Here is a 22,187-nt window from a genome sequence, read left to right as displayed (position 1 = left end):
AGCACGCTCTGATGAGGAGTAAGAACCCGAAATGACCAGTCAGACCACCCTCCAGTCCGTGCCTGCCCTCGGTACGCGCCCGGCCTCCGGCTCGAACCCGAGCCGAGCCGAGACCCGGGAGCAGCTCGCCAAGGCGTCGTACGACCTTCTCGTGATCGGCGGCGGCATCCTGGGCATCTCCACCGCCTGGCACGCCGCGCAGTCCGGCCTGAGGGTGGCTCTGGTCGACGCCGGCGACTTCGCCGGCGCCACCTCCTCCGCCTCCTCCAAGCTTCTCCACGGCGGTCTGCGCTACTTGCAGACCGGCGCGGTGAAGCTGGTGGCGGAGAACCACTTCGAACGCCGTGCGGTCTCCCGCCAGGTGGCTCCCCACCTGGCGAACCCGCTCACGTTCTACCTCCCCGTGTACAAGGGCGGTCCGCACGGCGCGGCGAAGCTCGGGGCGGGCGTCTTCGCCTACTCCGCGCTCTCCGCGTTCGGTGACGGTGTCGGTCACCTCCTGTCCCCCGCCAAGGCGGCGCAGGACGTGCCCGAGCTGCGCACCGACAACCTGAAGGCCGTCGCCGTCTACGGCGACGACCAGATGAACGACGCCCGCATGGCGCTGATGACGGTCCGTGCGGCCGTCGAGGCGGGCGCGGTCGTCCTCAACCACGCCGAGGTGACCGGCCTGCGCTTCACCCGGGGCCGGGTCACCGGTGCCGAGCTGCGCGACCGCACCTCCGGCGACGAGTTCGGCGTCAGCGCCCGACTCGTGCTGAACGCGACCGGCCCGTGGGTCGACCACCTGCGCAAGATGGAGGACCCGAACGCGGCTCCCTCCATCCGTCTCTCCAAGGGCGCGCACCTGGTCCTGAAGCGGACCTCGCCGTGGAAGGCCGCGCTGGCCACGCCGATCGACAAGTACCGGATCACCTTCGCCCTCCCCTGGGAGGACATGCTGCTTCTCGGCACGACCGACGAGGAGTTCGAGGGCGACCCGGCGGACGTCAAGGTCACCGAGCAGGACACCGCGCAGATCCTGGACGAGGCCGCGTTCTCCATCCGGGACCAGCAGCTCGACCGTGACCTGATCACGTACTCCTTCGCGGGTCTGCGGGTGCTGCCGGGCGGACCCGGCGACACCGCCAAGGCCAAGCGCGAGACCGTCGTCACCGAGGGCAGGGGCGGCATGCTGTCCGTCGCGGGCGGCAAGTGGACGACGTTCCGACACATCGGCCGTACGGTCATGCAGAAGCTGGAGTCGCTGCCGGGTCACCCGCTGGGCGACGACTTCGAGCCCATCTCGTCGCTCCCGAAGAAGCTGCCGCTGCCGGGTGTCGCCAACCCGCGCGCGGTCGCGCACCGGCTGCTGGTCGACAACCCGGCGCCCGGCCCGCGCATGGCCGCCGACACGGCCAGGCACCTGGCGACCCACTACGGCTCCCTGGCCTTCGACATCGCCCGGCTGGCGAACGAGAACCCGGAGCTGGGCGAGCGCGTCCACCCCGACGCCCCGGAGATCTGGGCGCAGGTCGTGTACGCCCGTGACACCGAGTGGGCCGAGACGCCGGACGACGTGCTGCGCCGCCGGACGACGCTGACGATCCGGGGTCTGGCCACGGACGAGGTGCGGGCGAAGGTGCAGGACCTGCTCGACAAGAAGTAGGCGCTACGACTCGAAGGGCGCGGCTCCTCCTGACGGGGGCCGACCTGACCGAGACCCGGCCCTCCTCCCCTATGGGGCCGGTACGCGAGAGGGGCGACTCCACGCCGATGGAGCCGCCCCTTTCGCATGCCGCGTTGTCAGTGGCGGGTGTTTTCATGGGGCGCATGGACATGGAACGGGCCACCCCTGCGGAACTCGCCGCGCTGCGGGAGGCGTTCGGAGTGGACGACGGGGGCGCCTCGGCGCTGGGGTGGGACGCGGTGCGGGCGTTCGAGGCGGAGCACGGCGTGGTGTTGCCGGAGCCGTACCGGAGCTTCGTGGCGGAGGTGTCGGACGGATCGTTCCAAGGGCCGCCGGAGTACGGGCTGGTGGGGCTGGCCGAGAGCGCCAAGGGGCAGGATCCGGGCCGGCTCTTCCCGCTGACCGGGCCCTGGGTATGGGAGGACGACGACGGGGGTCATGAGGACCCCGACGCCGTCGTCGAGCAGGTCGTCCACCAGGGTTCGCTGAACCTCGGCACGGACGGCTGCGGCATGGACTGGCATCTGGTCGTCACCGGTCCGCAGCGCGGGCACATATGGCTCGTCACCGATGTGGGTGCCCTGCCGTTCGGCGCGGAGTTCGGTCACACGACCTCCGCGCCCGGCTTCACCGGCTGGGTGCGGCACTGGGCCGCCGGCAAGGAGTGGTTCGACGCCGAGCCAGCCGAGTCAGCCGAGTGAGGCGAGTGAGGCGACGGCCTCGCGTACGGCGTCCACGTCCCGCAACTCCTCGCGCCGCACGATCAGTTCACGGCCCAGCAGCAGCGCCCTGCGGGACGCCGGTGCCGGGTCCGGGAGGGTCGTCAGGTCGGTCAGATGGGCGAAGCCGATGATGCGGCGGACGATCTCCGTGCCGGCGTAGCCGACCGACTCGGTCCAGAGGCGACGTAGGAAGCGGTCCAGGTAGGCGTCGTCGAAGAACGTGTCGACGCGGGTCGGCCAGAGGCGACGGAACTCCGTCTCGAACGCCTCCCAGGAGAGCCGGAGTTGGTCCGCGTGGTCGGACAACGTGCCCAGTGCCCGCGCCCGTTCCTCCGACACCAGCACGTTGGCCCAGTACAGGCCGAGGTCGTAGCCGATCGGGCCGACGAAGGAGAACTCGGGGTCGAAGACCCGGACGACCGGGGCGCCTTCGCGGTCGCCGACCATGATGCTGCCGGTGTGCAGGTCGCCGTGGAGGAGGGCCTGGGCGCTGGTCATGAAGGTGTGCCGCAGATCGGCCACCTCCGTGCGGAGCCCGGCATCCGCGCGGAACTCCGCCGCCAGGTCGGCCACGCCCTCGTGCCAGTGGTTGTGCTCGTGCTCGATGTACGGCTCGGAGAGGACCACGTCTTCCGTGATCTTGCACAGCTCGGGGCTGACCGAGGCGGCGATCAGGGCCTTGCGCTCGGCCGACTCCATGCCGAAGTCGCTCGTGGCGAAGGCCAGTTGCGCCACGAACTCACCCACGCGGGCCGAGGTGCCCGGCCCGTACGCCGCGCCCTCGTTCAGGAGCGTGCGCAGGACTTCGAGGTCCGACATGTCCTCCATGACGAGCGCGTAGTTCTCGGGGTCGTAGCCGTGGATCGCCGGGATCTTGTCGGGGGCGACCTTGGCGACCTGGTCGTAGGCGCGGGCCTCGGCGTCGGCGCGGTCCGGGTTCATCGGCCAGGACGGTCCCGCCACGCGGACCCACGGCAGGGCCTGCTTCACGGCGAGGCTGCGGATGCCGTCGGGCGCGGTCGCCAGGAAGACGCGGTTCATGTTGCCGTCGGAGACCTCGCGGACCTCCGGGTCGGCGGTCTCGTCCCAGTGGCAGCGCTCGCGCAGGTACGCCGGGATGTCCTCGGTCTCCAGGATGCGGTAACCCATGACTCTCCTTAAGCCGTGCGGCGCTTGGACAAGGTGAAGCTGAAGACCAGGGCGAGGATGAGGACCGCGCCCTCGACGACGTCCTGGGTGTAGTACGGCAGGCCCTTGATGGTCAGGCCGGTGGTGATGATGCCGATCAGGACGGCGCCGAGGGCCGTGCCCCAGACGTTCGGGCGGCCCCGGCCCAGGACGGAGGTGCCGACCAGCGCGACCGCCACGGCCTCCAGGAGCTGCGAGGTGCCGGCGGACACATCGCCCTGGCCGATGCGGGAGGCCAGGATCAGGCCGCCGACGGAGGCGAGGACGCCGGAGAGGACGTAGGCGAGGGACCGGTACGCGCCGACGCGGATGCCGGCCAGCCGGGACGCCTCGGGGTTGGCGCCGATGGCGTACAGCACCCGGCCCCAGCGGGTGCGGGCGAGGAAGACCCAGGCGGCGACGGTCAGTCCGCCGAAGACGAGGACCGAGATGGGGATGCCCAGGACCGTGCCGCGGTCGATCTTGAGGAAGCCCTCGGTGAACCTGCCGGGGGCGGTGGTGCCGTCGTCCAGGGTCATGCCGGGGGTGATGGACTGGCCGTCGACCAGGACGAGTTTGAGGCCCTGGACAATGAACAGGGTGCCCAGGGTCGCCAGCATGTCGGGGATCTTCAGTACGACGATCAGCAGGGCGTTGAGCAGGCCCACCACGGCGCCGGCCGCGAGCACCGCGATGATGGCGACGGTGCCGATCTGGTTGTGGACCACCATCGTCTGGGCGGCGACGGAGACTCCGAGGCCCGCGACCGCGCCGACGGACATGTCCATTCCGCCGACGGCCATGGTGAGGGTGACGCCGAGGCCGAGGATGGCGGCCACGGAGACATAGCGCAGGGTGTCGAGGAGGGTCGCCGACTCGCGGAACGAGCCCTCGCTGAGCGCGAAGTAGAGGAACAGCGCGACCGTCACGAAGATGAAGCCGTACTTGATGACGGCGTTCTGGAGGCGCGCGGCGGGGGTGGCCGTGGTGGACGGGGTCGCCGTCTTCACCGGGGTGCTCTGGGCTGTGGTCATGGAGTGCTTCCTTCAGCGGCGGCGGGCGTCACACCGACGCCGAGATGGTCTGGATCACGCGGTCGCGTTCCGCGTCCTCGCCGTAGGCGTCGAGGTGGATCTCGCCGGCGGCCAGCACGACGACCCGGTCGGCGACCTCCAGCACCTCGTCGACGTCGGCGGACAGGACGAGCACGGCGGCGCCCTCGGCGGCCAGGGTGCGGGCACGGCGGCCGATGTCCCGGCGGGCACCGATGTCCACACCTCGGAACGGCTCGTCCAGGATGAGGACGCGGGGTGTCTCGGCGAGCCAGCGGCCGACGACGACCTTCTGCTGGTTGCCGCCGGACAGCTCCTCGACGGTGCTGTGCTCGTCGCGGGTGACGACACCGAGGGCGTCGATGGTGTCGCGGCCGAGGGCGTCCTCCTTCGCCGTGTGGACGAGGCCGAGCCGGGACAGCGACTTCAGGAACGGCAGCGAGATGTTCTGGGCGAGCGACCAGCCGGGCACGAGGGCGTCGGCGTGCCGGTCCTCGGGGACCAGGTGGATGCCGCCGCGGATGGCGTCGGCGGGTCGGCGGGGCGTGTACGGCTCGCCGTCCAGCTCGACCGCGCCGGTGGTGAAGGGTTCGGCGCCGAACAGGCCGCGGGCCAGCTCGGTCTTGCCCGCGCCCAACAGGCCGACGACGCCGGTGACTTCGCCTGTGCGGAGGTCGAGGTCGAGGGGCGTGCGGCCGTCGAAGAGCCGTACCCCGCGCAGGGACAGGACGACGTCACCGGCCGCGCCCTCCCGCACCGGCCGGGCCGTGGTCGCCTCCTGGGCCTGGGCGAGCATGGCGCGCAGGGCCGCGTCCCAGTCGAAGGGCCTGGCCTGGTCCTCGGTGAGACGGCCGTCCCGCAGGACGACCAGCCGGTCGGCCAGGGCGTCGATCTCGCCGAGGCGGTGGGAGACGTAGAGCACGGCGATGCCGTCGTCGCGCATCCTCTCGACGAGGGTGAAGAGGCGTTCCGCCTCGGCCGCCGACAGCGCGGAGGTCGGCTCGTCGAGGACGAGCAGGCGGGGGCGGGTGGCCAGGGCGCGGGCGAGGATGAGCAACTGGCGGTCGGAGATGCCGAGTTCGGTCACGTCCCGCTTGAGCAGGGCGTCGCTCCAGTCCAGGTCGAGGCCGGCCTGGATCTCGCGGGCGCGGGCCAGCAGCTTGGCGCCGTTGAGGAAGGGGTTGCCGCGGCGCTGGGCCAGCTCCTCGAAGACGAGGTTCTCGGCGACCGTGAGGCCGGGCACGATGCCCTCGCCGATGCGCTGGTGCACGGTCTGGATGCCCAACTGCCGGGCGGCAAGCGGCGACTGGAGAGCCGCGGGCTCCCCGGCGACCCGCACCTCGCCGCCGTGGTCCGTGTGCACGCCCGACAGGATCTTGATCAGCGTGGACTTGCCGGCGCCGTTCGCGCCGAGCAGCGCGACGACGCTGCCCGGTGCGATGTCCAGCGAGACGGACTCCAGGACCGTCCTGCCGCCGAAGGCCATGCTGACGTCGGTCAGCGCGACGGCCGGTTCAACCGCCGGTTCGACGGCCGGTTCAGTGGGCGACATTGGAGATCCAGTCCGCGGTCGAGACCTGGGCCAGGTTCAGCGCGGGCAGCGCCTCGCGCAGCTGGTCCATGTTCTCGATCTTCTTCTCGCGCAGGAAGTCCTGCGTGATGGCGACGGCCGGGAACTCGACGGAGGTCTTGTTCAGTTGGCCGGCCAGCTCAAGGGCGGTGGTGCGGACGACGGCGGCGCCGACCGCGGACGGGTCGGTGCCGGCCGTGGCGACCCAGGGGCTGTCGGCGGCGGTCATCTGCTGGATGTCGGCGTTGGAGACGTCCGCGCCGAAGACCTTCACCTTGTCCTGGAGCTTCTTGTTCTGCACGGCGAGGACGGTGCCCTTGGCGAGCTCGTCGTAGGGGGCGAAGACACCGGCGACATCGCCGTGCTGGGTGAGCGCGGCGGAGACGAGGGGAACGTTGTCGGTGGCCGTGGAGTCGGTGACCTTGCCGACCTTGAACTGCTGCTTCCAGCCCTGTGCGGCGGCCTCCTTCGCCCACACCGTGTTCCGCTTGTCGAGGGCGGCGTACCCGGCGACGTTGACGTAGCCGACCTTGGCGTCCTTGCCGACCTCCTTGGCCATCACGTCGAGGACGGCCTGGGCCATGCTCGCGTCGTCCTGCTTGGTGGAGACGACCCCCTTGGTGGCCGTCTCGACGTCGTAGACGACGACCTTGATGCCCTTCTTCACGGCCTTGTCGATCTCCGGCTGGATGGTGGCCGGGAAGCCGTGGTCGATGATGATCGCCTTGGCGCCGGAGTTGATGGCCGAGGAGAGGTCGGTGGCCTGCTTGGCGTTGTCGGCCTGGGCGTCGTACACGGTCAGGTCGATGCCGAGGGCCTTGGCCTGCGCCTTGGCTCCGTTGCCCCACTGCTCGAAGTAGTCGCCGGCGCCGCTCTGCCTGACCAGGGCGACCTTGACCGCGCCCGCGCTGAAGGGGGCGGGCTTCTTCCCGGTGGCGGCTGACGCGGAGGCGGCGGTGTCGCCGGTGTCCTTGGAGGCGTCGGTGGACTGCGAGCAGCCGGAGAGCACGAGCGCGGACACGGAGGCGAGGGAGAGCGCGGCGAGGGGCAGACGGGTGCGGGACATGAGGGGCTCCAGGTGCGGGGTGGTGCAGAGCGGATGAAGGGGGTGCCGGGCCCGGAGCACGAGCAGGAAGGAATGCGCCACCGCGAGAAGGGCGGGGCGGGGCTCCGGGAGGGGTCAGCGACAGCTGGCGGTGGTCGTCCGGAGCAGGTCCACGTACAGCCGCCGTACAAGCAGCAGCGTCTTCATATGCAGATCATGAGAACGATTTCAGCCATACGTCAAAGGAGCGGAAGCGGTTTCTCAGCACGTGAGACAACGACTACGTCACACCTGATTGACCTGACATGGCGGGTTACCATCGCGGGACCGGCACCCGACCCGGCACAGTGAGGCCCCGATGACGACACCAGCCGCAAAAGCGCTGCGTATGCCCTGCATGCGCCGCTGTTGCCGCGTGCTGTGTCTCGGCTGACCGACTGTCCCGCCGCGTTTCGCCGCCTCCCTCTTCCTCCCCCGCCCGTCCGGTGCTTGTCTCGGTATCCGGACTTTCCTTCCAGACTCCTGGAGTTGTTCCCATGACGCTGCTGACCACCTGGTCCGAGTCCGGCCCCGAGACGCAGGTCCGCCGCACCTCGGACCCCGCCGAGATCGCCGAGGCGCTCAAGCCGCTCGGTGTGCGTTACGAGCAGTGGCCGATCCGCGAGGACGTGCCCTTCGACGCCGACAGCGACACCGTCTTCGCCGCGTACGGCCCCGAGATCGAGAAGCTGAACGCCGAGGAGGGCTTCACCACCGTCGACGTCCTCGGTCTGCACCCCAGTGACGACCCGGAGTTCCCGGCGAAGGCCAGGGCCGCCCGCGAGAAGTTCCTCCAGGAGCACACGCACGACGACGATGACGAGGTCCGCTTCTTCGTCTCGGGCTCCGGGATCTTCTACCTCCACGTGAACGGCGAGGTGCACGCGGTCTTCTGCGAGAAGGGCGACCTGCTGGGCGTCCCGCGCGGCACCACCCACTGGTTCGACATGGGCACCCACCCGTCGTTCACCGCGATCCGCTTCTTCCACGAGGAGGACGGCTGGATCGGCAACTTCACCGGCTCGACGATCGCGTCCCGCTTCCCGGACTACGACACGATCGCGGCGGGCTACGAGGCGGACAAGGCCTCCGCATGAGTGTGTCGTACGACGTGGACGCCGTGGTGCTCGACATCGAGGGCACCACGAGCGCCACGGGCTTCGTCGTCGACGTCCTCTACCCGTACTCCCGCTCTCGTTTCGGAGCACTGCTCTCGGAGCGGAGCGGTGATCCGGACATCCAGCGGGCCGTCGCCCAGGTCCGCGAGGAACTCGGCGACCCGGACGCGGACGCGGCGGCCGTCGAGAAGGCCCTGAACTCCTGGCTCGACGAGGACCGCAAGGCCACCCCGCTGAAGACCCTCCAGGGCATCATCTGGTCCGAGGGCTTCGCCCGCGGCGACCTCGTCTCGCACTTCTACGACGACGTCGTGCCGCGGCTGCGCGCGTGGCACGCGGCGGGCCTCACGTTGTACGTGTATTCGTCCGGGTCGGTGGCCGCGCAGCGGGCGTGGTTCACCAACAGCCCGGAGGGCGACCTGACCTCCCTGGTCTCGGGGCTGTACGACACCGAGAACGCGGGGCCCAAGCAGGAGCCGGAGTCGTACCGCCGTATCGCGCGGGCGAGCGGCGTCGAGCCGTCGCGGCTTCTCTTCCTCTCCGACCGCCCCGGCGAGCTGGACGCGGCCCGCGCGGCCGGCTGGCACGCGGTCGGCATCCGGCGGCCCGGGGAGCCGTACTACGAGCAAGGCGTCGGCGACCACGCGCAGGCGGGGACGTTCGACGAGATCACCGTTTCTAGGAGCACCGCATGACCGCCGAGATCAGCGCACTCGACCTGGAGGAGGCGGGGGCGGTCCTCGCCGCCGAGTCCGCCCGCTTCGCCTCCTTCGGCTGGATGCGGGGCACCTCCGGCAACCTCTCCGTGGTGCTCACCCGCGACCCGCTGCGGCTCGCGGTCACCGCCAGCGGCCACGACAAGGGCGAACTGACGCCCGCCGACGTGGTGTTGGTGGACGGGCAGGGCGCGGCCGTGCGGGGCGGGAAGCCGTCCGCCGAGGCCGAGCTGCACGCGCGGGTCGCCGCGCTGACGGGCGCCGGGGCGGTCGTGCACGTCCACACGGTGGCGTCCGTGGCCATGGGGCGGCGTGATCCCGGCGGGATCGTCTTCCGGGACGTGGAGATGCTCAAGGGCGTCGGCCAGCCCGCGCACGACGTCGAGGTGACGCTGCCGGTCATCGCCAACAGCCAGGACATGAAGGTGCTCGGGGACCGGCTGGAAAAGGCGCGGAACCCGCGGATGCCGGCCGTCGTGGTCGCGGGGCACGGGCTGTACGTCTGGGGTGCCGACCCCCGTCAGGCCCGCCACCACACCGAAGTGGTGGAGTGGCTGCTGGAGTTGGAGCTGTCGCAGCGCTGAACCGGCTGTCGCGGCGCGGACCGACACGAAAGGGGACCCCCGATCCCGGGGGTCCCCTTTCGTGTTGCCGCAGGCTCTACTTCAGGTGATCGCCGGGCAGTTGACCGGCGGAGACCTCCAGGACACCCCGCTCGGTCACCAGCCCCGTCACCAACCGCCCCGGCGTCACGTCGAAGGCGGGGTTGTGGCCGCGTGACTCGGCGGGTGCCGTCCGCACCCCGCCCCACTCCAACACCTCGGCCTCACCACGGAGTTCGATGTGGATGTCGTCGCCGGTCTTGGTGGCGAGGTCGACCGTCGTCGTCGGCGCGGCCACCAGGAACGGGATGCCGGCGTCGGCGCAGGCGAGCGCGACGCCGACCGTGCCGACCTTGTTGGCGGTGTCGCCATTGGCCGCTATGCGGTCCGCGCCGACTATGGCCGCGTCGACCTCGCCGCGCAGAATGGTCCCGGCGGCGGCCCCGTCGGCCTGGACGTAGTGCGGTATGCCTTCCTGGACCAACTCCCAGGCGGTGAGCCGGGATCCCTGGAGCAGCGGGCGCGTCTCGTCGGCGTACACGACCTCCAGGCGTCCGCGGGCGTGGAGTTCGCGGATGACGCCGAGTGCCGTGCCCCAGCCCGCGGTCGCGAGGGCGCCGGTGTTGCAGTGGGTCAGGATGCGCAACGGCCGGTCCTCGCCGACCAGTTCGAGCAGCCAGTCGGCGCCGTGCGCGCCCATCGCGCGGTTCGCCTCGACGTCCTCGCGCTGGACGGCGGCGGCCTCCGCCAGTACCGCGTCGAGGCCCTCCTCGAAGCGGGCCATGACGCGGTCCACGCACACCATGAGGTTGACGGCCGTGGGGCGGGCCGCACGGACCCGGGCGACGGCCGCGCGCACCTCGTCCACCGACCAGCCCTCGCGCCGCCCCTCGATGAGCGCGAGCGCGACGCCGTACGCGCCGGCCGCCCCGATGGCGGGCGCGCCACGGACCACGAGACGCTGGATCGCATCGACCAAGGTGTCCACATCGCGGACATCCCTTGTCTCGGTGCGCTGCGGCAGCAACGTCTGGTCGATGAGGGCGAGGCTCTCCCCGGTCCACTCGACCGCGCGCAATTCCTGGGGCATATCGGGACACTCCTGATGTTCCGGTGGTCTCCGCCACCGTACATGACCTGCACGAACCATAGTTCGAGACAGTCGGGCGGGTGTCCGGAAACGGATGCTACTGTCCGCCAATCAGTCCGCAGATCGAGACGAAGGAGGAAAGACCGTGCTGCTGACCAAGCGCCGTTTCCTCGACTTCGGCCGGTGTGCCGGCGACGGCTGTCGACGCTGACCCGTCCCCGTAGCGTCCCCGTCCACCCTCACGCGCTCCCGACGGAGCGCGCATCGCCGTATCCGGAAGGTCTCCCCCGATGCTCCGTAGATCCCGCCGTACCCTCCAGGTCGCCGCCGCCACCGCGCTGATGGTCACCGCGGCCACCGCCTGCAACGCCGCCGCGAAGAAGGACTCCGGCGGCGCGAGCGCGGGCAGCGACACGTCGTTCACGCTCGTCACCCCGGACGCCGTCGGCCAGAACGAGTTCCTGAAGCTCGCCGTCAGCGGCATCAAGTCCGCGGCGAAGAAGCACGACGGCACGCAGAAGGTCTACGAGTCCACCGACACCGCCTCCCAGCAGCAGAACGTGCAGGCGGCGGTTGACGCCAAGCCGGACGTCATCGTGCTGGTGGGCTTCGAGTTCGCGGACATCGTCGCCCAGCAGGCCGAGAAGAATCCGAAGCAGCAGTTCCTGATCATCGACGCCTGCACCACCAAGACCTTCAAGAACGTCAGTTGCGCGGTCTTCCGTGAGCACGAGGGCGTCTACCTCGCCGGTGCCGAGGCGGGCCTGCTCAGCAAGTCCGGCAAGGTCGGCGCGGTCGACGTCCTCGACACGCCCCAGTTCCGCCGCTACAGCGACCCGTTCGCGGCCGGCGCCAAGAAGGTCGCGCCGAAGACCACCACGGACACCCGCTTCGTCGGCGGACAGTCCCCCTTCGACGACTCGGCCCGCGCCAAGGAGCAGGCGGGCACCCTGCTCGCCAAGGGCTACGACCAGCTCATGGCGGCCGCGGCGGCCGGCAACTACGGCGTCTTCGAGGCCGCGAAGGCCAAGGGCGCCTACGCGTACGGCGTCGACGTCAACCAGTGCACCGCGGCGCCCGGCACGGTCGTCGACAACGTGATCAAGCGCACGGACATCGCTGTCGAGAAGGGCATCGAGTCGGTGCTCGGCGGCAAGACGGGCACGACCGTCTCCTACGGCCTCAAGGAGGGCGGCATCAGCCTGACCGGCCTGGAGGACGGCGTCGCGACGTCGAAGTGCGTGATCGCCGACCACACGGACGTCCTCGCGAAGGTCAAGGAACTGCGCGACCAGATCGTGTCCGGGAAGCTGACGGTCGATGACCCCGCCGCGAGCTGACGCCCAGGACGTCGCCGTCGAGCTCCGGGGAATCACCAAGCGGTTCCCCGGCACGCTCGCCAACGACGCCGTCGACCTGACCGTCCGCCACGGCGAGATCCACGCCCTCATGGGCGAGAACGGCGCGGGCAAGTCCACGCTCATGTCGATCCTGTACGGCATGACACGCGCGGATGCCGGTTCGGTCCTCGTCGACGGACGCGAGGCGGACTTCGCCAGCCCGGGTGACGCGATGGCCGCCGGACTCGGCATGGTCCACCAGAGCTTCAAGCTGTTCGACTCGCTGAGCGTGGCCGAGAACGTCGTCTACGCCGCCGAGCCGCGCCGCTTCGGCCTGGTGGACCGGGCCGCGGCCCGCCGCCGGGTGCGTGAACTCGCCGAGGAGCACGGCCTGGCCGTGGACCCGGACGCGCGCGTCGGCGACCTGCCGGTCGGCCTGCGCCAGCGCGTCGAGATCCTCAAGCTGCTGCACCGCGGCGCCCGCACGCTGATCCTCGACGAGCCGACGGCGGTCCTCACACCATCCGAGGCGGACGCGCTGTTCGCGGTCCTCAAGTCGCTGGCCGCGCAGGGCCGTACGGTGATCCTCGTCACGCACAAGCTGCGCGAGGTCCTAGAGGGCAGCGACCGTGTGACCGTCCTGCGGGACGGCCGGGTGGTCGCCCGGCTGGTCACCGCGGAGACCTCCGCCGACGAGATCGCCGCCGCGATGACCGGCCGCGCGGTCGAACTCGACCGCGTCCACGCCCCGGGCACCCCGGCCGACGTGGTCCTGGCCGTGTCCGGCCTCACCACCGACGGGGTGCGCGAGGCCTCGCTCACGGTGCGGGCGGGCGAGATCGTCGGCATCGCGGGCGTCGCGGGCAACGGCCAGAGCGAGCTGATCGAGGCGCTGGCCGGACTGCGGCCGACCACTGCGGGGAGGGTGACGCTCCTCGCTCAGGACATCACCCACGCTTCGGCCACCGAACGCCGCCTCAAGGGGCTGGCGTACGTCCCCGAGGACCGTCACGCGGTCGGTACGGCCCCTGCCGCGTCCGTCGCCGAGAACCTCGCGATGGGACACCACCGTACGACCCTGTCGTCCCGCGGCCTGCTGCCCCCGACCGGAGTCCGGTCCCACGCACGGCAGTTGACCGAGCGGTTCGGCATCAAGGCCCCGTCCCCCGAGGTACCGGCGTCCGCGCTGTCCGGCGGCAATCTCCAGAAGCTGCTCATCGGCCGTGAACTCGCCCACGAGGCACCGCTGTTGCTCGTCGAGCAGCCGACCCGCGGGGTCGACATCGGCGCCATCCAGAACATCCACGACCAGCTGATCGCCTACCGCGACGCCGGTCACGCCGTCCTCCTCGTCTCGGCCGAGCTGAGCGAGATCCGGGGGCTGGCGGACCGGGTGCTGGTCATGTACGAGGGCCGGATCACGGCGTCGTACGACAAGAACGAGGCGGACGAACGGGCGCTGGGTCTCGCGATGGCGGGCGGCCAGGTCACGGTGGAGGCCGTCGACTGACATGAACAACCTGACCACGACCCGGATCTTCGGAGCCCTGCGCTCCCCCATCACCTTCTCCGTCCTCGCGGGCGTCCTCATCGGCGCGCTGTTCCTCGTCGGCACCGGCGCGGACCCGATCGCGGCCTACGAGGCGGTCCTCACTGGCTCCCTGGGCGCCGACGGCATCGGCTCCACGCTGACCACCGGCACCAGTGTGCTCGGCATGGCGCTCGCGCTGGCGATCCCGCTGCGGGCCGGACTCATCAACCTCGGCGGCGACGGGCAGATGGTCCTCGGCGGCATCACGGCGGCCGTGACCGGCCTGTATTCGCCGCTGCCGGCGCCCCTCACCGTCGTACTCGCACTGCTCGCGGGCATGGCGGCCGGTGCCCTCTACGCCGCCCTGGCCGCCCTGTGCGAGAACCACTTCGGTGTCCCGCTGCTGGTCAGCAGCCTGCTGCTGAGCTATCCGGCGGTGTCGCTCGCCTCCTATCTGGCGCGCTACCCGCTGAAGGAGCCCGGCTCCAGCCTGCCGCAGACCCGGTCCCTGCCCGACGGGGTGGCGCTGCCCGCGTTCGGTGACTCCACGGTCACCTGGGGGCTGGTTCTGGTCGTCCTCGCGGCGGCCGCCTACTGGTTCACCGACAAGCGGACCGCGTTCGGGTACGAGATCCGGATGACCGGTCTCAACGCGCGCTTCGCCGCCTACGCGGGCGTCGAACGCCGGGGCCTGACCCTGAAGTTGATGTCCGTCTCGGGCGCGACCGCCGGGCTCGTGGGCGCCATCGGCGTGTTGAGCTTCCCGTACCGCTTCGTGGACGGCTCGCTGACCGCACCGGGCTACACCTGGACGGGACTTACCGCCGCGCTGCTGGCGACGGCAGCACCCCTCGGCACTCTCGTCGCCTCGTTCTTCTTCGCCGTCCTCCAGGTCGGCGGCCTGGCGATGGAGCGGACGACGGAGGTGCCGCGCGAGCTGACACAGGTGCTCCAGGCGATCGTGATCGTGTTCCTCGCGGCCCGACTCCGTTTCCCCAGCCGGTGGTTCAACCGTCGTAAGGAGGCGGTGTGATGTTCTTCGACTCCGATCTCCTGCTGTCGGCGCTGCGCGCGCTGACCCCGATCCTGCTGGCCGCGCTGGGCGGCGCGATCTGCGAGCGGGCGGGCGTCTTCAACATCGGCCTCGAAGGCATGATGCTGATGGGCTGCTTCACGGCGGTGGCCACGAGCTGGTTCACCGGCAGCCCCTGGCTGGGCGTGCTCGCGGCGGCGCTCGCCGCGGCGGCGTACTCACTGATCCTGGCGGTGGGGACGGTGACTCTGCGCGGGGACGCGGTCGTTCTCGGCGTCGCCATGAACCTCCTCGCCGTGGGCCTCACCAGCTTCCTGCTGCGTACGGTCTTCGGTGTGCAGGGCACTTTCGACGATCCGTCACTCGCCGGGCTGCCGCTGATCGGCGGGCTGAGCCCGCTCGCCTATCTGTCGTGGGCGGCGGTCGCGGTGGCCGCGGTGATGCTGTCCCGGCATGTGTGGGGGCTGCGGCTGCGCGGGGTCGGCGAGGCGCCGGACGCGGCGGCCACGCTCGGGGTGAGCCCGGCCAAGTACAAGTACGCGGCCGTGCTGGTCTCCGGCGTCCTGTGCGGACTGGCCGGGGCCCAACTCGCGCTCGGCAACGTCACGTTGTTCACCGAGAACATGACCGCGGGCCGCGGCTGGATCGCCGTCGTCGCCGTCATGCTCGGCCGTGCCCTGCCGCTCGGCGTACTGCTCGCCGCGCTGCTCTTCGGCCTCGCCGAGGCGGCCGGCTTCCGCCTCCAGGGTCTCGGCCTGCCCCAACAGGCCACCGACGCGGCGCCGTACGTCGTCACGCTCGGCGCCCTCTTCCTCACCACGGCACGCCGTCGTCGCCGTATCCGTCCGTCGTCCACCGGAGCCGCCTCATGACGCAGGACCCGCTGCCCATCACCCGTATACCCCGCACCGGCCTGCCGGCCCACGCGGTCGTCGTCGGCGACCCGGCGCGCGCCGCGGCCGTCGCCGCCCTGCTCGACGACGCCGAGGAGGTGTCGTACCACCGCGAATACCGTGTGTTCAGCGGCAGTTGGAAGGGTCTGCCGGTCGTTGTCGCCTCCCACGGGGTGGGCGGTCCGGGCGCGATCCTGCTGTTCCAGGAACTCGCGGACGCCGGGGTGCGGGTGCTCCTGCGGTTCGGCACGGCGGGTGGGATGAGGCCGGGGATCGGCGACGGCGACCTCGTGATCGCGGAGGCGGCCGTCCGTGACGACGGTGTCACCCAGCAACTGCTGCCGCCGGAGTACCCGGCGGTCTCCTCCCCCGAGGCCGTCTTCGCGCTCCAGCGCGCGGCCCGCGCGGCCGACGCCCCGCACCACCGAGGCGTCGTCTGGACCCGCGCGGCCTTCCAGCCCGGCCTGCTGCCGCTCTTCTCCTACGACGGTGCCGGCCTCGCCGCCATCGAGATGGAGCTCTCCGCCCTGCTGGTCACGGCGTCGCTGCGCGGGCTGGTCGCGGGCGGTGTGCTGGTGATCGACGGGGCGAACGCGGACGAGCTGGTGGACGAGGGCGGCGAGAGCTCCTACGACCCGCACCGCGAGGTCGTCGCGGCGGGTGTGGAGCGGGGTGCCGTGGTGTCGCTGGAGGCGCTGCGGGTGCTTGCCGAGGAGTACGGGCTGTGAGCGTCGACCTGCTGGTGCACGGCGGTGGCGTCCTGACCGTCGACGAGGCCGGAACCGTCGTACGGGACGGGGCGGTCGCCGTCCACGAGGGTGAGATCGTCGCGGTGGGCCCGGCGGAAGAGCTGTGTACGCGGTTCACGGCCGACCAGTCCATTGACGCCACCGGCTGTCTCGTCCTGCCCGGCCTGGTTAACACCCACACCCATCTCGCGATGACCTTGATGCGCGGTCTCGCGGACGACGTCACTCTCCAGGGCTTCCTGGAGCGGGTGCTGCCCGCCGAGGCCGAGCTGCTGGCGCCGAAGAACGTGGCGGCGGCGGTACGGCTGGCGGTCGCCGAGAGCGTCCGGGCCGGGGTGACCTCCGCGCTCGACATGTACTGGTTCCACGAGGCGGCCGAGCGGGCGGCCCGCGAGACGGGCTGGCGGCTGCACACCGGGCCGACCTTCATGGACGTACCCGGACCGCCGGACGGCATCGCGTACGAGGACCGGCCGGCCTGGGCGCGGCGGGACCTCAAGGCGCGTGGCCCGGCCCGCCCGGGTTACCGGCCCGTGGTGTTCGCGCACTCGACGTACACCCTCTCCCCCGACCAGCTGGTCGAGATCTTCGCCCTGGCACGGGAGTTCGGCGCCCTCGTCCACATCCACGCGGCCGAGAACGCCACCGAGGTCGCCACCGTGGAGGTCAAGTACGGCAAGCGGCCTGTGGAGTTGCTGGACTCGCTCGGGCTGCTCGGCGAGGACGTGCTGCTCGCGCACGCCGTGGACCTGACCGGCCCGGAGATCGCCGCGCTGGCCCGCACCGGCACCTCGGTCGCCCACTGTCCGGTCTCCAACCTGAAGTTGGGCTGCGGGATCGCGCCGGTGCCACGGCTGCTGAGCGCCGGGGTGACCGTCGGGCTCGGCACGGACGGGGCCGTCAGCTCCAACACGCTGGACGTGCTGGGGGCGGTGCGGCAGGCGGCGCTCGTGCACAAGGCGGGCGGCGACCCCACGGCGGTCGGCGCCGAACAGGCCGTACGCATGGCGACGATCGAGGGTGCGCGGGCACTGGGGCTCGGGGAGCACCTGGGCTCACTGGAGGCGGGCAAGCGGGCCGACCTCGTCGTCCTCGACCTGAACGCCCCGCATCTGCGGCCGCTGCATGACCCGTGGTCGACGCTCGCCTACGCAGCGCACTCGGCGGACGTACGGGACACCGTGGTCGACGGGCGGGTGCTGATGCGGGACCGGGTGCTGACCACACTGGACGAGGCGGCCGTGATCGCCGACCTGGAAGCACTGGCCTGACCGTTCTGACCGCTTCGCCCGTGCCGACCGTTCTGACCGGGGAATTCCCTCTCCTGATCGACCTGCCGGGCCCCATAATGGCCTGAGACATCGGATGTCTCGACGGACATGCGCGTGAACCACAGGGAGGCCGGTTATGGCAGTGACCGACGAGGCGATCGAGAAGATCAAGGGCATGATCGTCTCCGGTGCCCTGCGCCCGGGCGACCGGCTGCCGAAGGAGTCCGAGCTCGCCGCCGACCTCGGACTGTCCCGCAACTCCCTGCGCGAGGCCGTGCGCGCCCTGTCGCTGATCCGGATCCTGGACGTGCGACAGGGCGACGGCACCTATGTGACCAGCCTCGACCCCCAACTGCTCCTGGAGGCCCTGAGTTTCGTCGTCGACTTCCACCGCGACGACACGGTCCTGGAGTTCCTCGCGGTGCGCCGCATCCTGGAGCCAGCCGCGACCGCGATGGCCGCTTCCCGGATCAGTGAGCAGCAACTGAAGGCGCTCTCGGCCCAGTTGGACAGGCTCGGCGACGACCCGTCGGTGGAGGAGCTGGTCGCCTGCGATCTGGACTTCCACCGGGGGATCGTGCAGAGCTCGGGCAACTCGGTGCTCTGCTCGCTGCTCGACGGCCTGTCGGGGCCGACGACGCGGGCCCGCGTCTGGCGCGGCCTCACCCAGGAGGACGCCGTCAGCCGCACCCTGCACGAGCACCGCATGATCCTCGCCGCCCTGCGGGACCGGGACGCGGAGGCGGCGCGGTCGTGGGCGACGGTGCACATCGCGAGCGTGGAGCAGTGGCTACGCGCGTCACTGTGAAACGGGTGATTCGGCAGGGCTCGGATCACCGGGGGGTGTTCCGGGGTGGCTGACGGGGCAGTGATGCGTTCATCCCCCGCGCAAGGGGGCTGCGGTCGCCCCCGCCGGACGCCGTAAGGTTGGGGCGTACGTGAGGGCACGTCGGAAGGAGGCACTGGGTGATCGAGCTCGAGGGGGTTCCCGAGCTGATCGACCCGGTCATGGTGGCCGCGTTCGAGGGCTGGAACGATGCCGGCGACGCCGCCTCCACCGCGGTCGCGCATCTGGACAGGGAGTGGAAGGGCGAGGTGTTCGCGGCGCTGGACGCCGAGGACTACTACGACTTCCAGGTGAACCGGCCCACGGTGTGGATGGATGCCGGAGTACGCAAGATCACCTGGCCCACGACCCGGCTCTCCGTGGTCCGGGTCGGCGGTGACAAGCCGCGTGATCTCGTCCTGGTCCGAGGTATCGAACCGTCCATGCGCTGGCGCTCGTTCTGCAACGAGCTCCTCGGCTTCGCCCACGAGTTGGGCGTGGAGCTGGTGGTGATCCTGGGCGCGCTGCTCGGTGACACCCCGCACACGCGTCCGGTCCCGATCAGCGGGACCACGTCCGACGCGGACCTGGCCCAGCGCATGGACCTGGAGGAGACCAAGTACGAGGGCCCCACGGGCATCGTCGGCGTCCTCCAGGAGGCGTGCACGCACGCGGGCGTGCCCGCGGTGTCGCTGTGGGCGGCCGTACCGCACTACGTGTCGCAGCCGCCCAACCCGAAGGCCACGCTGGCCCTGCTGAACCGGCTCGAGGACCTGATCGACGTCCGTATCCCGCTGGGCGAGCTGGCCGAGGACGCGCGCGCCTGGCAGGTGGGCGTGGACCAGCTGGCCGCCGAGGACAGCGAGGTCGCCGAGTACGTCCAGACGCTGGAGGAGGCCCGGGACACCGCCGAGCTGCCGGAGGCGTCGGGCGAGGCGATCGCCCGCGAGTTCGAGCGGTATCTGCGGCGCCGGGACGGCGGCGCGCCGGGCGGGCACGCGACGGAGAGCGGCGACGGTACGTCGTATCTGCGGGACAACCCCAGCGGCCGTACCAGACCGCCGAGACCGCCGAAGCCGAGCGCGGACACGGACCCTGAGCCGGGTACGGAGACGGGAACCGACGGCGAGGATTCAGGGGACTCGTCGCAGGAGTGAGCAGCGGGACGGCGAAGGGCGGTGCGCCTCGCGCGCACCGCCCTTTTTCATGTCCCGAAGGCCGGCGTCACACCTGCGGTACGGCCACCGCGTCGTAGTCGGTGTCCGGTGTCGGCTGCTCCACGTCGAAGCGGGCGTTGGGCAGATAGATCCGGTCGCCCCAGGCCGCCGCGGTCGTCGGGATGCGGAAGCGGGGGTCGGTGATCCGGGTGATCGCCGTGCCCTTGGTGCCCGCCGCGTTGAGCCGGAAGACGTCGATGGCGTTCTGCGCCTGCTGGACGACGTAGAAGGTCCGGCCGAGCAGCAACATGCCGTCCCCGTTGGGGAGTTTGACGCCGCCGAGGTCGACGGCGCGGGCGGCTCCGGTGCGCGGGTCGACCCGCATGAGGGTGCCGCCGTCGGCGAAGCAGTTCACCACGAGCAGGGCGCGGCCGTCGGGGGTGCGCTCGATGCCGTTGGCGGTGAAGTCGTCGCCCTGGACCCAGTCGCCGGACAGGGGCAGGGTCGTCAGGGCCCCGGGCTCGCCGTGCTTGCTGAGGGCCACGCGGTAGAGCTGGGCCTTGAAGGAGTCGGTGAACCAGGCCGCGCCCGGGGTGAGGATCACGTCGTTCACGAAGGTGCCGCCGGTGGCGTACACCTTCTCGATGGCGCCCGAGCGGAGGTCCACCGTGCGGATCTCCGCGCTGTCGCCGCCGGCGAGGAACAGCCTGCCGTGGCCGATCTTCAGGCCGACGGTGGGGTGTCCGGCGCCGAGGCCCTTGCTGACGACGGAGCCGCGGCCGGTGGCGAGGCTCGCGCGGTAGATGTCGCCGCCCACCAGGGAGCCGAAGTAGGCGAAGGGCTTGTCGCCGATGGTGATGCCCTCGGGCTGGAAGCCGTCGGGCAGCGGGAACTGGTCGGGCCAGGCGGGTTTCGCTGTTCCGGCCGCGTGCGCCGTGCCGCCCGCGGTGCCGCCGAGGAACGCTGCTCCGGTCAGCGCCGCGGCTCCGGTGAGAAGTCTTCTACGTGCGAAGGAACGTGCTGTGGGTGCCACTGTGCGTCCTTCTGCCAGGGGGCCGGCGTTGGCCGGCCGAACGGTCAACAGACGCTCTCACCCCATCACATGACCGTCACCTCCGCAGCCTTCGGCCGGATTGTGGCGTGACATCTTTTTCAGAAGGGATTGCGCGGGTTGCCCAACCAGCCTGTCTTCGAACCGGGTTGGCGAACACCGGACGACACGAAGGGCGCTTCCTCCTTGCCGGAGGAAGCGCCCTTTCCGATGCCTGCGGCTGCCTACAGCGCGACGCCCAGCAGCGCGTCCACCGCGCGGGAGACGACACCGGGGGCGCTCTCGTCCGTGCCGCCCGACTCCTCCTGGAGGGCGGCCCAGCGGTCGACCGCGGCGAGCGCTGCCGGGGCGTCGAGGTCGTTCGCGAGGGCCTCGCGGATCTCCTCGACGAGGGCCTCGGCGGACGGGCCGTCGGGCCGGGAGACGGCGGCACGCCAGCGTCCGAGACGGGCGACGGCGTCCGCCAGCACCTGGTCGGTCCACTCCCAGTCGGCCCGGTAGTGGTGGGCGAGGAGGGCGAGCCGGATGGCGGCGGGGTCCACGCCGTCGCGGCGCAGCGCGGAGACGAAGACCAGGTTGCCCTTGGACTTGGACATCTTCTCGCCGTGCAGGGCGACCATGCCGGCGTGGACGTACGCCTTGGCCATGGGGAACTCGCCGGTCAGCACCTGGGCGTGGGAGGCGCCCATCTCGTGGTGCGGGAAGGCGAGGTCGGAGCCGCCGCCCTGGACGTCGAAGGTCATGCCGAGGTGGTCCAGGGCGATGGCGACGCACTCGATGTGCCAGCCGGGGCGTCCACGGCCGAGCGAGCCGCCGTCCCAGCTCGGCTCGCCCGGTCGGGCGGCCATCCACAGCATCGGGTCGAGCGGGTTCTTCTTGCCCACCCGGTCCGGGTCGCCGCCGCGCTCGGCGGACAGCAGCCGCATGGCCGCAGCGTCGAGGTTGGACACCTTGCCGAAGTTCGGGTCGGACTCGACGGAGAAGTAGATGTCCCCTTCGAGCTCGTAGGCGGCGCCCGCGTCCCGCAGTCGCTCCACCAGCGGAACGATCCCGGGTATCGCCTCGACGGCACCGATGTAGTGCTTCGGCGGGAGCATCCTCAGAGCGGTCATGTCCTCGCGGAAGAGGGCCGTCTCCTTCTCGGCGAGGGCGACCCAGTCGACGGCGTCCCGCTCGGCGCGCTCCAGGAGCGGGTCGTCGACGTCGGTGACGTTCTGGACGTAGTGAACCTGCCGCTTGGTGTCGAGCCACACGCGCTGCACGAGGTCGAACGCGTTGTACGTCGCCGCGTGCCCCATGTGGGTGGCGTCGTACGGCGTGATGCCGCAGACGTAGATACGGGCGACGGGACCGGGGTCGAGGGGGACCAGACCGCCGGTCGCGGTGTCGTGGATCCTCAGGTCGCGGCCCTGACCAGGCAGGGCGGGGACCTCGGAAGCGGGCCAGGCATGCATGCCATGAGCCTAACCGGACGGATGTTCCGGATACGAACCGGACCGGGCCGGATGGCCGGTAAGGCGTTCTTGTGGACCGCCGTCCGGTGTGC

The 22,187-nt window shown here is 71.2% G+C and carries 20 protein-coding genes; 13 read left to right on the top strand and 7 right to left on the bottom strand.

Features of this window, described 5'->3' with window-relative positions; all coding sequences use genetic code 11:
• Positions 1–31 precede the first annotated feature (31 nt).
• A complete protein-coding gene (locus OG866_RS35135; protein WP_329341073.1) occupies positions 32–1,648 on the top strand; it encodes a glycerol-3-phosphate dehydrogenase/oxidase in 1,617 nt (538 codons plus the stop codon).
• 164 nt (positions 1,649–1,812) lie between these two features.
• Positions 1,813–2,370 (top strand): SMI1/KNR4 family protein, encoded by a 558-nt coding sequence (locus OG866_RS35130; protein ID WP_329341072.1) that lies wholly within the window; start codon positions 1,813–1,815, stop codon positions 2,368–2,370.
• Here OG866_RS35130 and mtnK read toward each other — a convergent pair.
• Genes mtnK through OG866_RS35110 form a run of 4 tightly spaced genes read right to left on the bottom strand, consistent with a single transcriptional unit; the run spans position 2,359 to position 7,246 of the window.
• A complete protein-coding gene (mtnK, locus tag OG866_RS35125; protein WP_329341071.1) occupies positions 2,359–3,540 on the bottom strand; it encodes an S-methyl-5-thioribose kinase in 1,182 nt (393 codons plus the stop codon). The two genes, OG866_RS35130 and mtnK, sit on opposite strands and share 12 nt — an antisense overlap.
• Positions 3,541–3,548: 8 nt before the next feature.
• Positions 3,549–4,592, bottom strand: a complete 1,044-nt coding sequence (locus OG866_RS35120) for an ABC transporter permease (protein WP_329341070.1) — start codon at positions 4,590–4,592, stop codon at positions 3,549–3,551.
• A gap of 28 nt (positions 4,593–4,620) precedes the next feature.
• Positions 4,621–6,162, bottom strand: coding sequence for a sugar ABC transporter ATP-binding protein (locus tag OG866_RS35115; protein WP_329341068.1), 1,542 nt, complete (start codon positions 6,160–6,162; stop codon positions 4,621–4,623).
• Positions 6,149–7,246, bottom strand: coding sequence for a substrate-binding domain-containing protein (locus OG866_RS35110; RefSeq protein ID WP_329341066.1), 1,098 nt, complete (start codon positions 7,244–7,246; stop codon positions 6,149–6,151). Before OG866_RS35110 ends, OG866_RS35115 begins: the two co-directional genes overlap by 14 nt.
• A gap of 515 nt (positions 7,247–7,761) precedes the next feature.
• Between OG866_RS35110 and OG866_RS35105 the strand changes: the two genes are divergently transcribed.
• Genes OG866_RS35105 through mtnB form a run of 3 tightly spaced genes read left to right on the top strand, consistent with a single transcriptional unit; the run spans position 7,762 to position 9,682 of the window.
• On the top strand, positions 7,762–8,361 hold the full coding sequence (locus OG866_RS35105; RefSeq protein WP_329341064.1) for a 1,2-dihydroxy-3-keto-5-methylthiopentene dioxygenase: 600 nt from the start codon (positions 7,762–7,764) through the stop codon (positions 8,359–8,361).
• Complete coding sequence (gene mtnC / locus OG866_RS35100; RefSeq protein ID WP_329341063.1) at positions 8,358–9,077, top strand: acireductone synthase; 720 nt, start codon at positions 8,358–8,360, stop codon at positions 9,075–9,077. Before OG866_RS35105 ends, mtnC begins: the two co-directional genes overlap by 4 nt.
• Positions 9,074–9,682: a methylthioribulose 1-phosphate dehydratase gene (gene mtnB / locus OG866_RS35095; protein ID WP_329341061.1), complete on the top strand. Its 609-nt coding sequence runs from the start codon at positions 9,074–9,076 to the stop codon at positions 9,680–9,682. Before mtnC ends, mtnB begins: the two co-directional genes overlap by 4 nt.
• Before the next feature lie 76 nt (positions 9,683–9,758).
• Here mtnB and mtnA read toward each other — a convergent pair whose 3' ends face one another.
• Positions 9,759–10,790, bottom strand: a complete 1,032-nt coding sequence (gene mtnA / locus OG866_RS35090; RefSeq protein ID WP_329341059.1) for an S-methyl-5-thioribose-1-phosphate isomerase — start codon at positions 10,788–10,790, stop codon at positions 9,759–9,761.
• Positions 10,791–11,080: 290 nt separating this feature from the next.
• On the opposite strand from mtnA, the gene OG866_RS35085 reads away from it, so the two are divergent.
• From OG866_RS35085 to OG866_RS35050, 8 genes are all read left to right on the top strand, one after another.
• Positions 11,081–12,130, top strand: coding sequence for a BMP family ABC transporter substrate-binding protein (locus OG866_RS35085; RefSeq protein WP_329341057.1), 1,050 nt, complete (start codon positions 11,081–11,083; stop codon positions 12,128–12,130).
• Positions 12,111–13,640, top strand: coding sequence for an ABC transporter ATP-binding protein (locus OG866_RS35080; protein ID WP_329341056.1), 1,530 nt, complete (start codon positions 12,111–12,113; stop codon positions 13,638–13,640). The genes OG866_RS35085 and OG866_RS35080 overlap by 20 nt, the downstream gene beginning before the upstream one ends.
• Before the next feature lies 1 nt (position 13,641).
• The gene (locus OG866_RS35075; RefSeq protein WP_329341055.1) at positions 13,642–14,694 is read left to right on the top strand and encodes an ABC transporter permease; all 1,053 of its coding nucleotides are present in this window, start codon (positions 13,642–13,644) and stop codon (positions 14,692–14,694) included.
• Positions 14,694–15,566 (top strand): ABC transporter permease, encoded by an 873-nt coding sequence (locus OG866_RS35070; protein WP_329341053.1) that lies wholly within the window; start codon positions 14,694–14,696, stop codon positions 15,564–15,566. The genes OG866_RS35075 and OG866_RS35070 overlap by 1 nt, the downstream gene beginning before the upstream one ends.
• Positions 15,563–16,315: a phosphorylase family protein gene (locus OG866_RS35065; protein WP_329341051.1), complete on the top strand. Its 753-nt coding sequence runs from the start codon at positions 15,563–15,565 to the stop codon at positions 16,313–16,315. The genes OG866_RS35070 and OG866_RS35065 overlap by 4 nt, the downstream gene beginning before the upstream one ends.
• Complete coding sequence (locus OG866_RS35060) at positions 16,312–17,607, top strand: amidohydrolase (RefSeq protein WP_329341050.1); 1,296 nt, start codon at positions 16,312–16,314, stop codon at positions 17,605–17,607. The genes OG866_RS35065 and OG866_RS35060 overlap by 4 nt, the downstream gene beginning before the upstream one ends.
• 136 nt (positions 17,608–17,743) lie before the next feature.
• Entirely contained in the window at positions 17,744–18,415 is a 672-nt protein-coding gene (locus tag OG866_RS35055) for a FadR/GntR family transcriptional regulator (protein WP_329341049.1), read from the top strand.
• Between the two features lie 158 nt (positions 18,416–18,573).
• Entirely contained in the window at positions 18,574–19,590 is a 1,017-nt protein-coding gene (locus tag OG866_RS35050; RefSeq protein ID WP_329341047.1) for a PAC2 family protein, read from the top strand.
• 67 nt (positions 19,591–19,657) lie between these two features.
• Here OG866_RS35050 and OG866_RS35045 read toward each other — a convergent pair whose 3' ends face one another.
• Positions 19,658–20,623 carry an SMP-30/gluconolactonase/LRE family protein gene (locus OG866_RS35045; RefSeq protein WP_329341045.1) on the bottom strand — a complete coding sequence of 322 codons (966 nt, stop codon included), beginning with the start codon at positions 20,621–20,623 and terminating at the stop codon, positions 19,658–19,660.
• Between the two features lie 242 nt (positions 20,624–20,865).
• On the bottom strand, positions 20,866–22,095 hold the full coding sequence (mshC, locus tag OG866_RS35040) for a cysteine--1-D-myo-inosityl 2-amino-2-deoxy-alpha-D-glucopyranoside ligase (protein WP_329341043.1): 1,230 nt from the start codon (positions 22,093–22,095) through the stop codon (positions 20,866–20,868).
• Between the last annotated feature and the right edge of the window lie 92 nt (positions 22,096–22,187).

This window comes from Streptomyces sp. NBC_00663, assembly GCF_036226885.1.
Lineage (GTDB): Bacteria > Actinomycetota > Actinomycetes > Streptomycetales > Streptomycetaceae > Streptomyces.
This window is presented reverse-complemented; position numbering and strand designations above follow the sequence as displayed.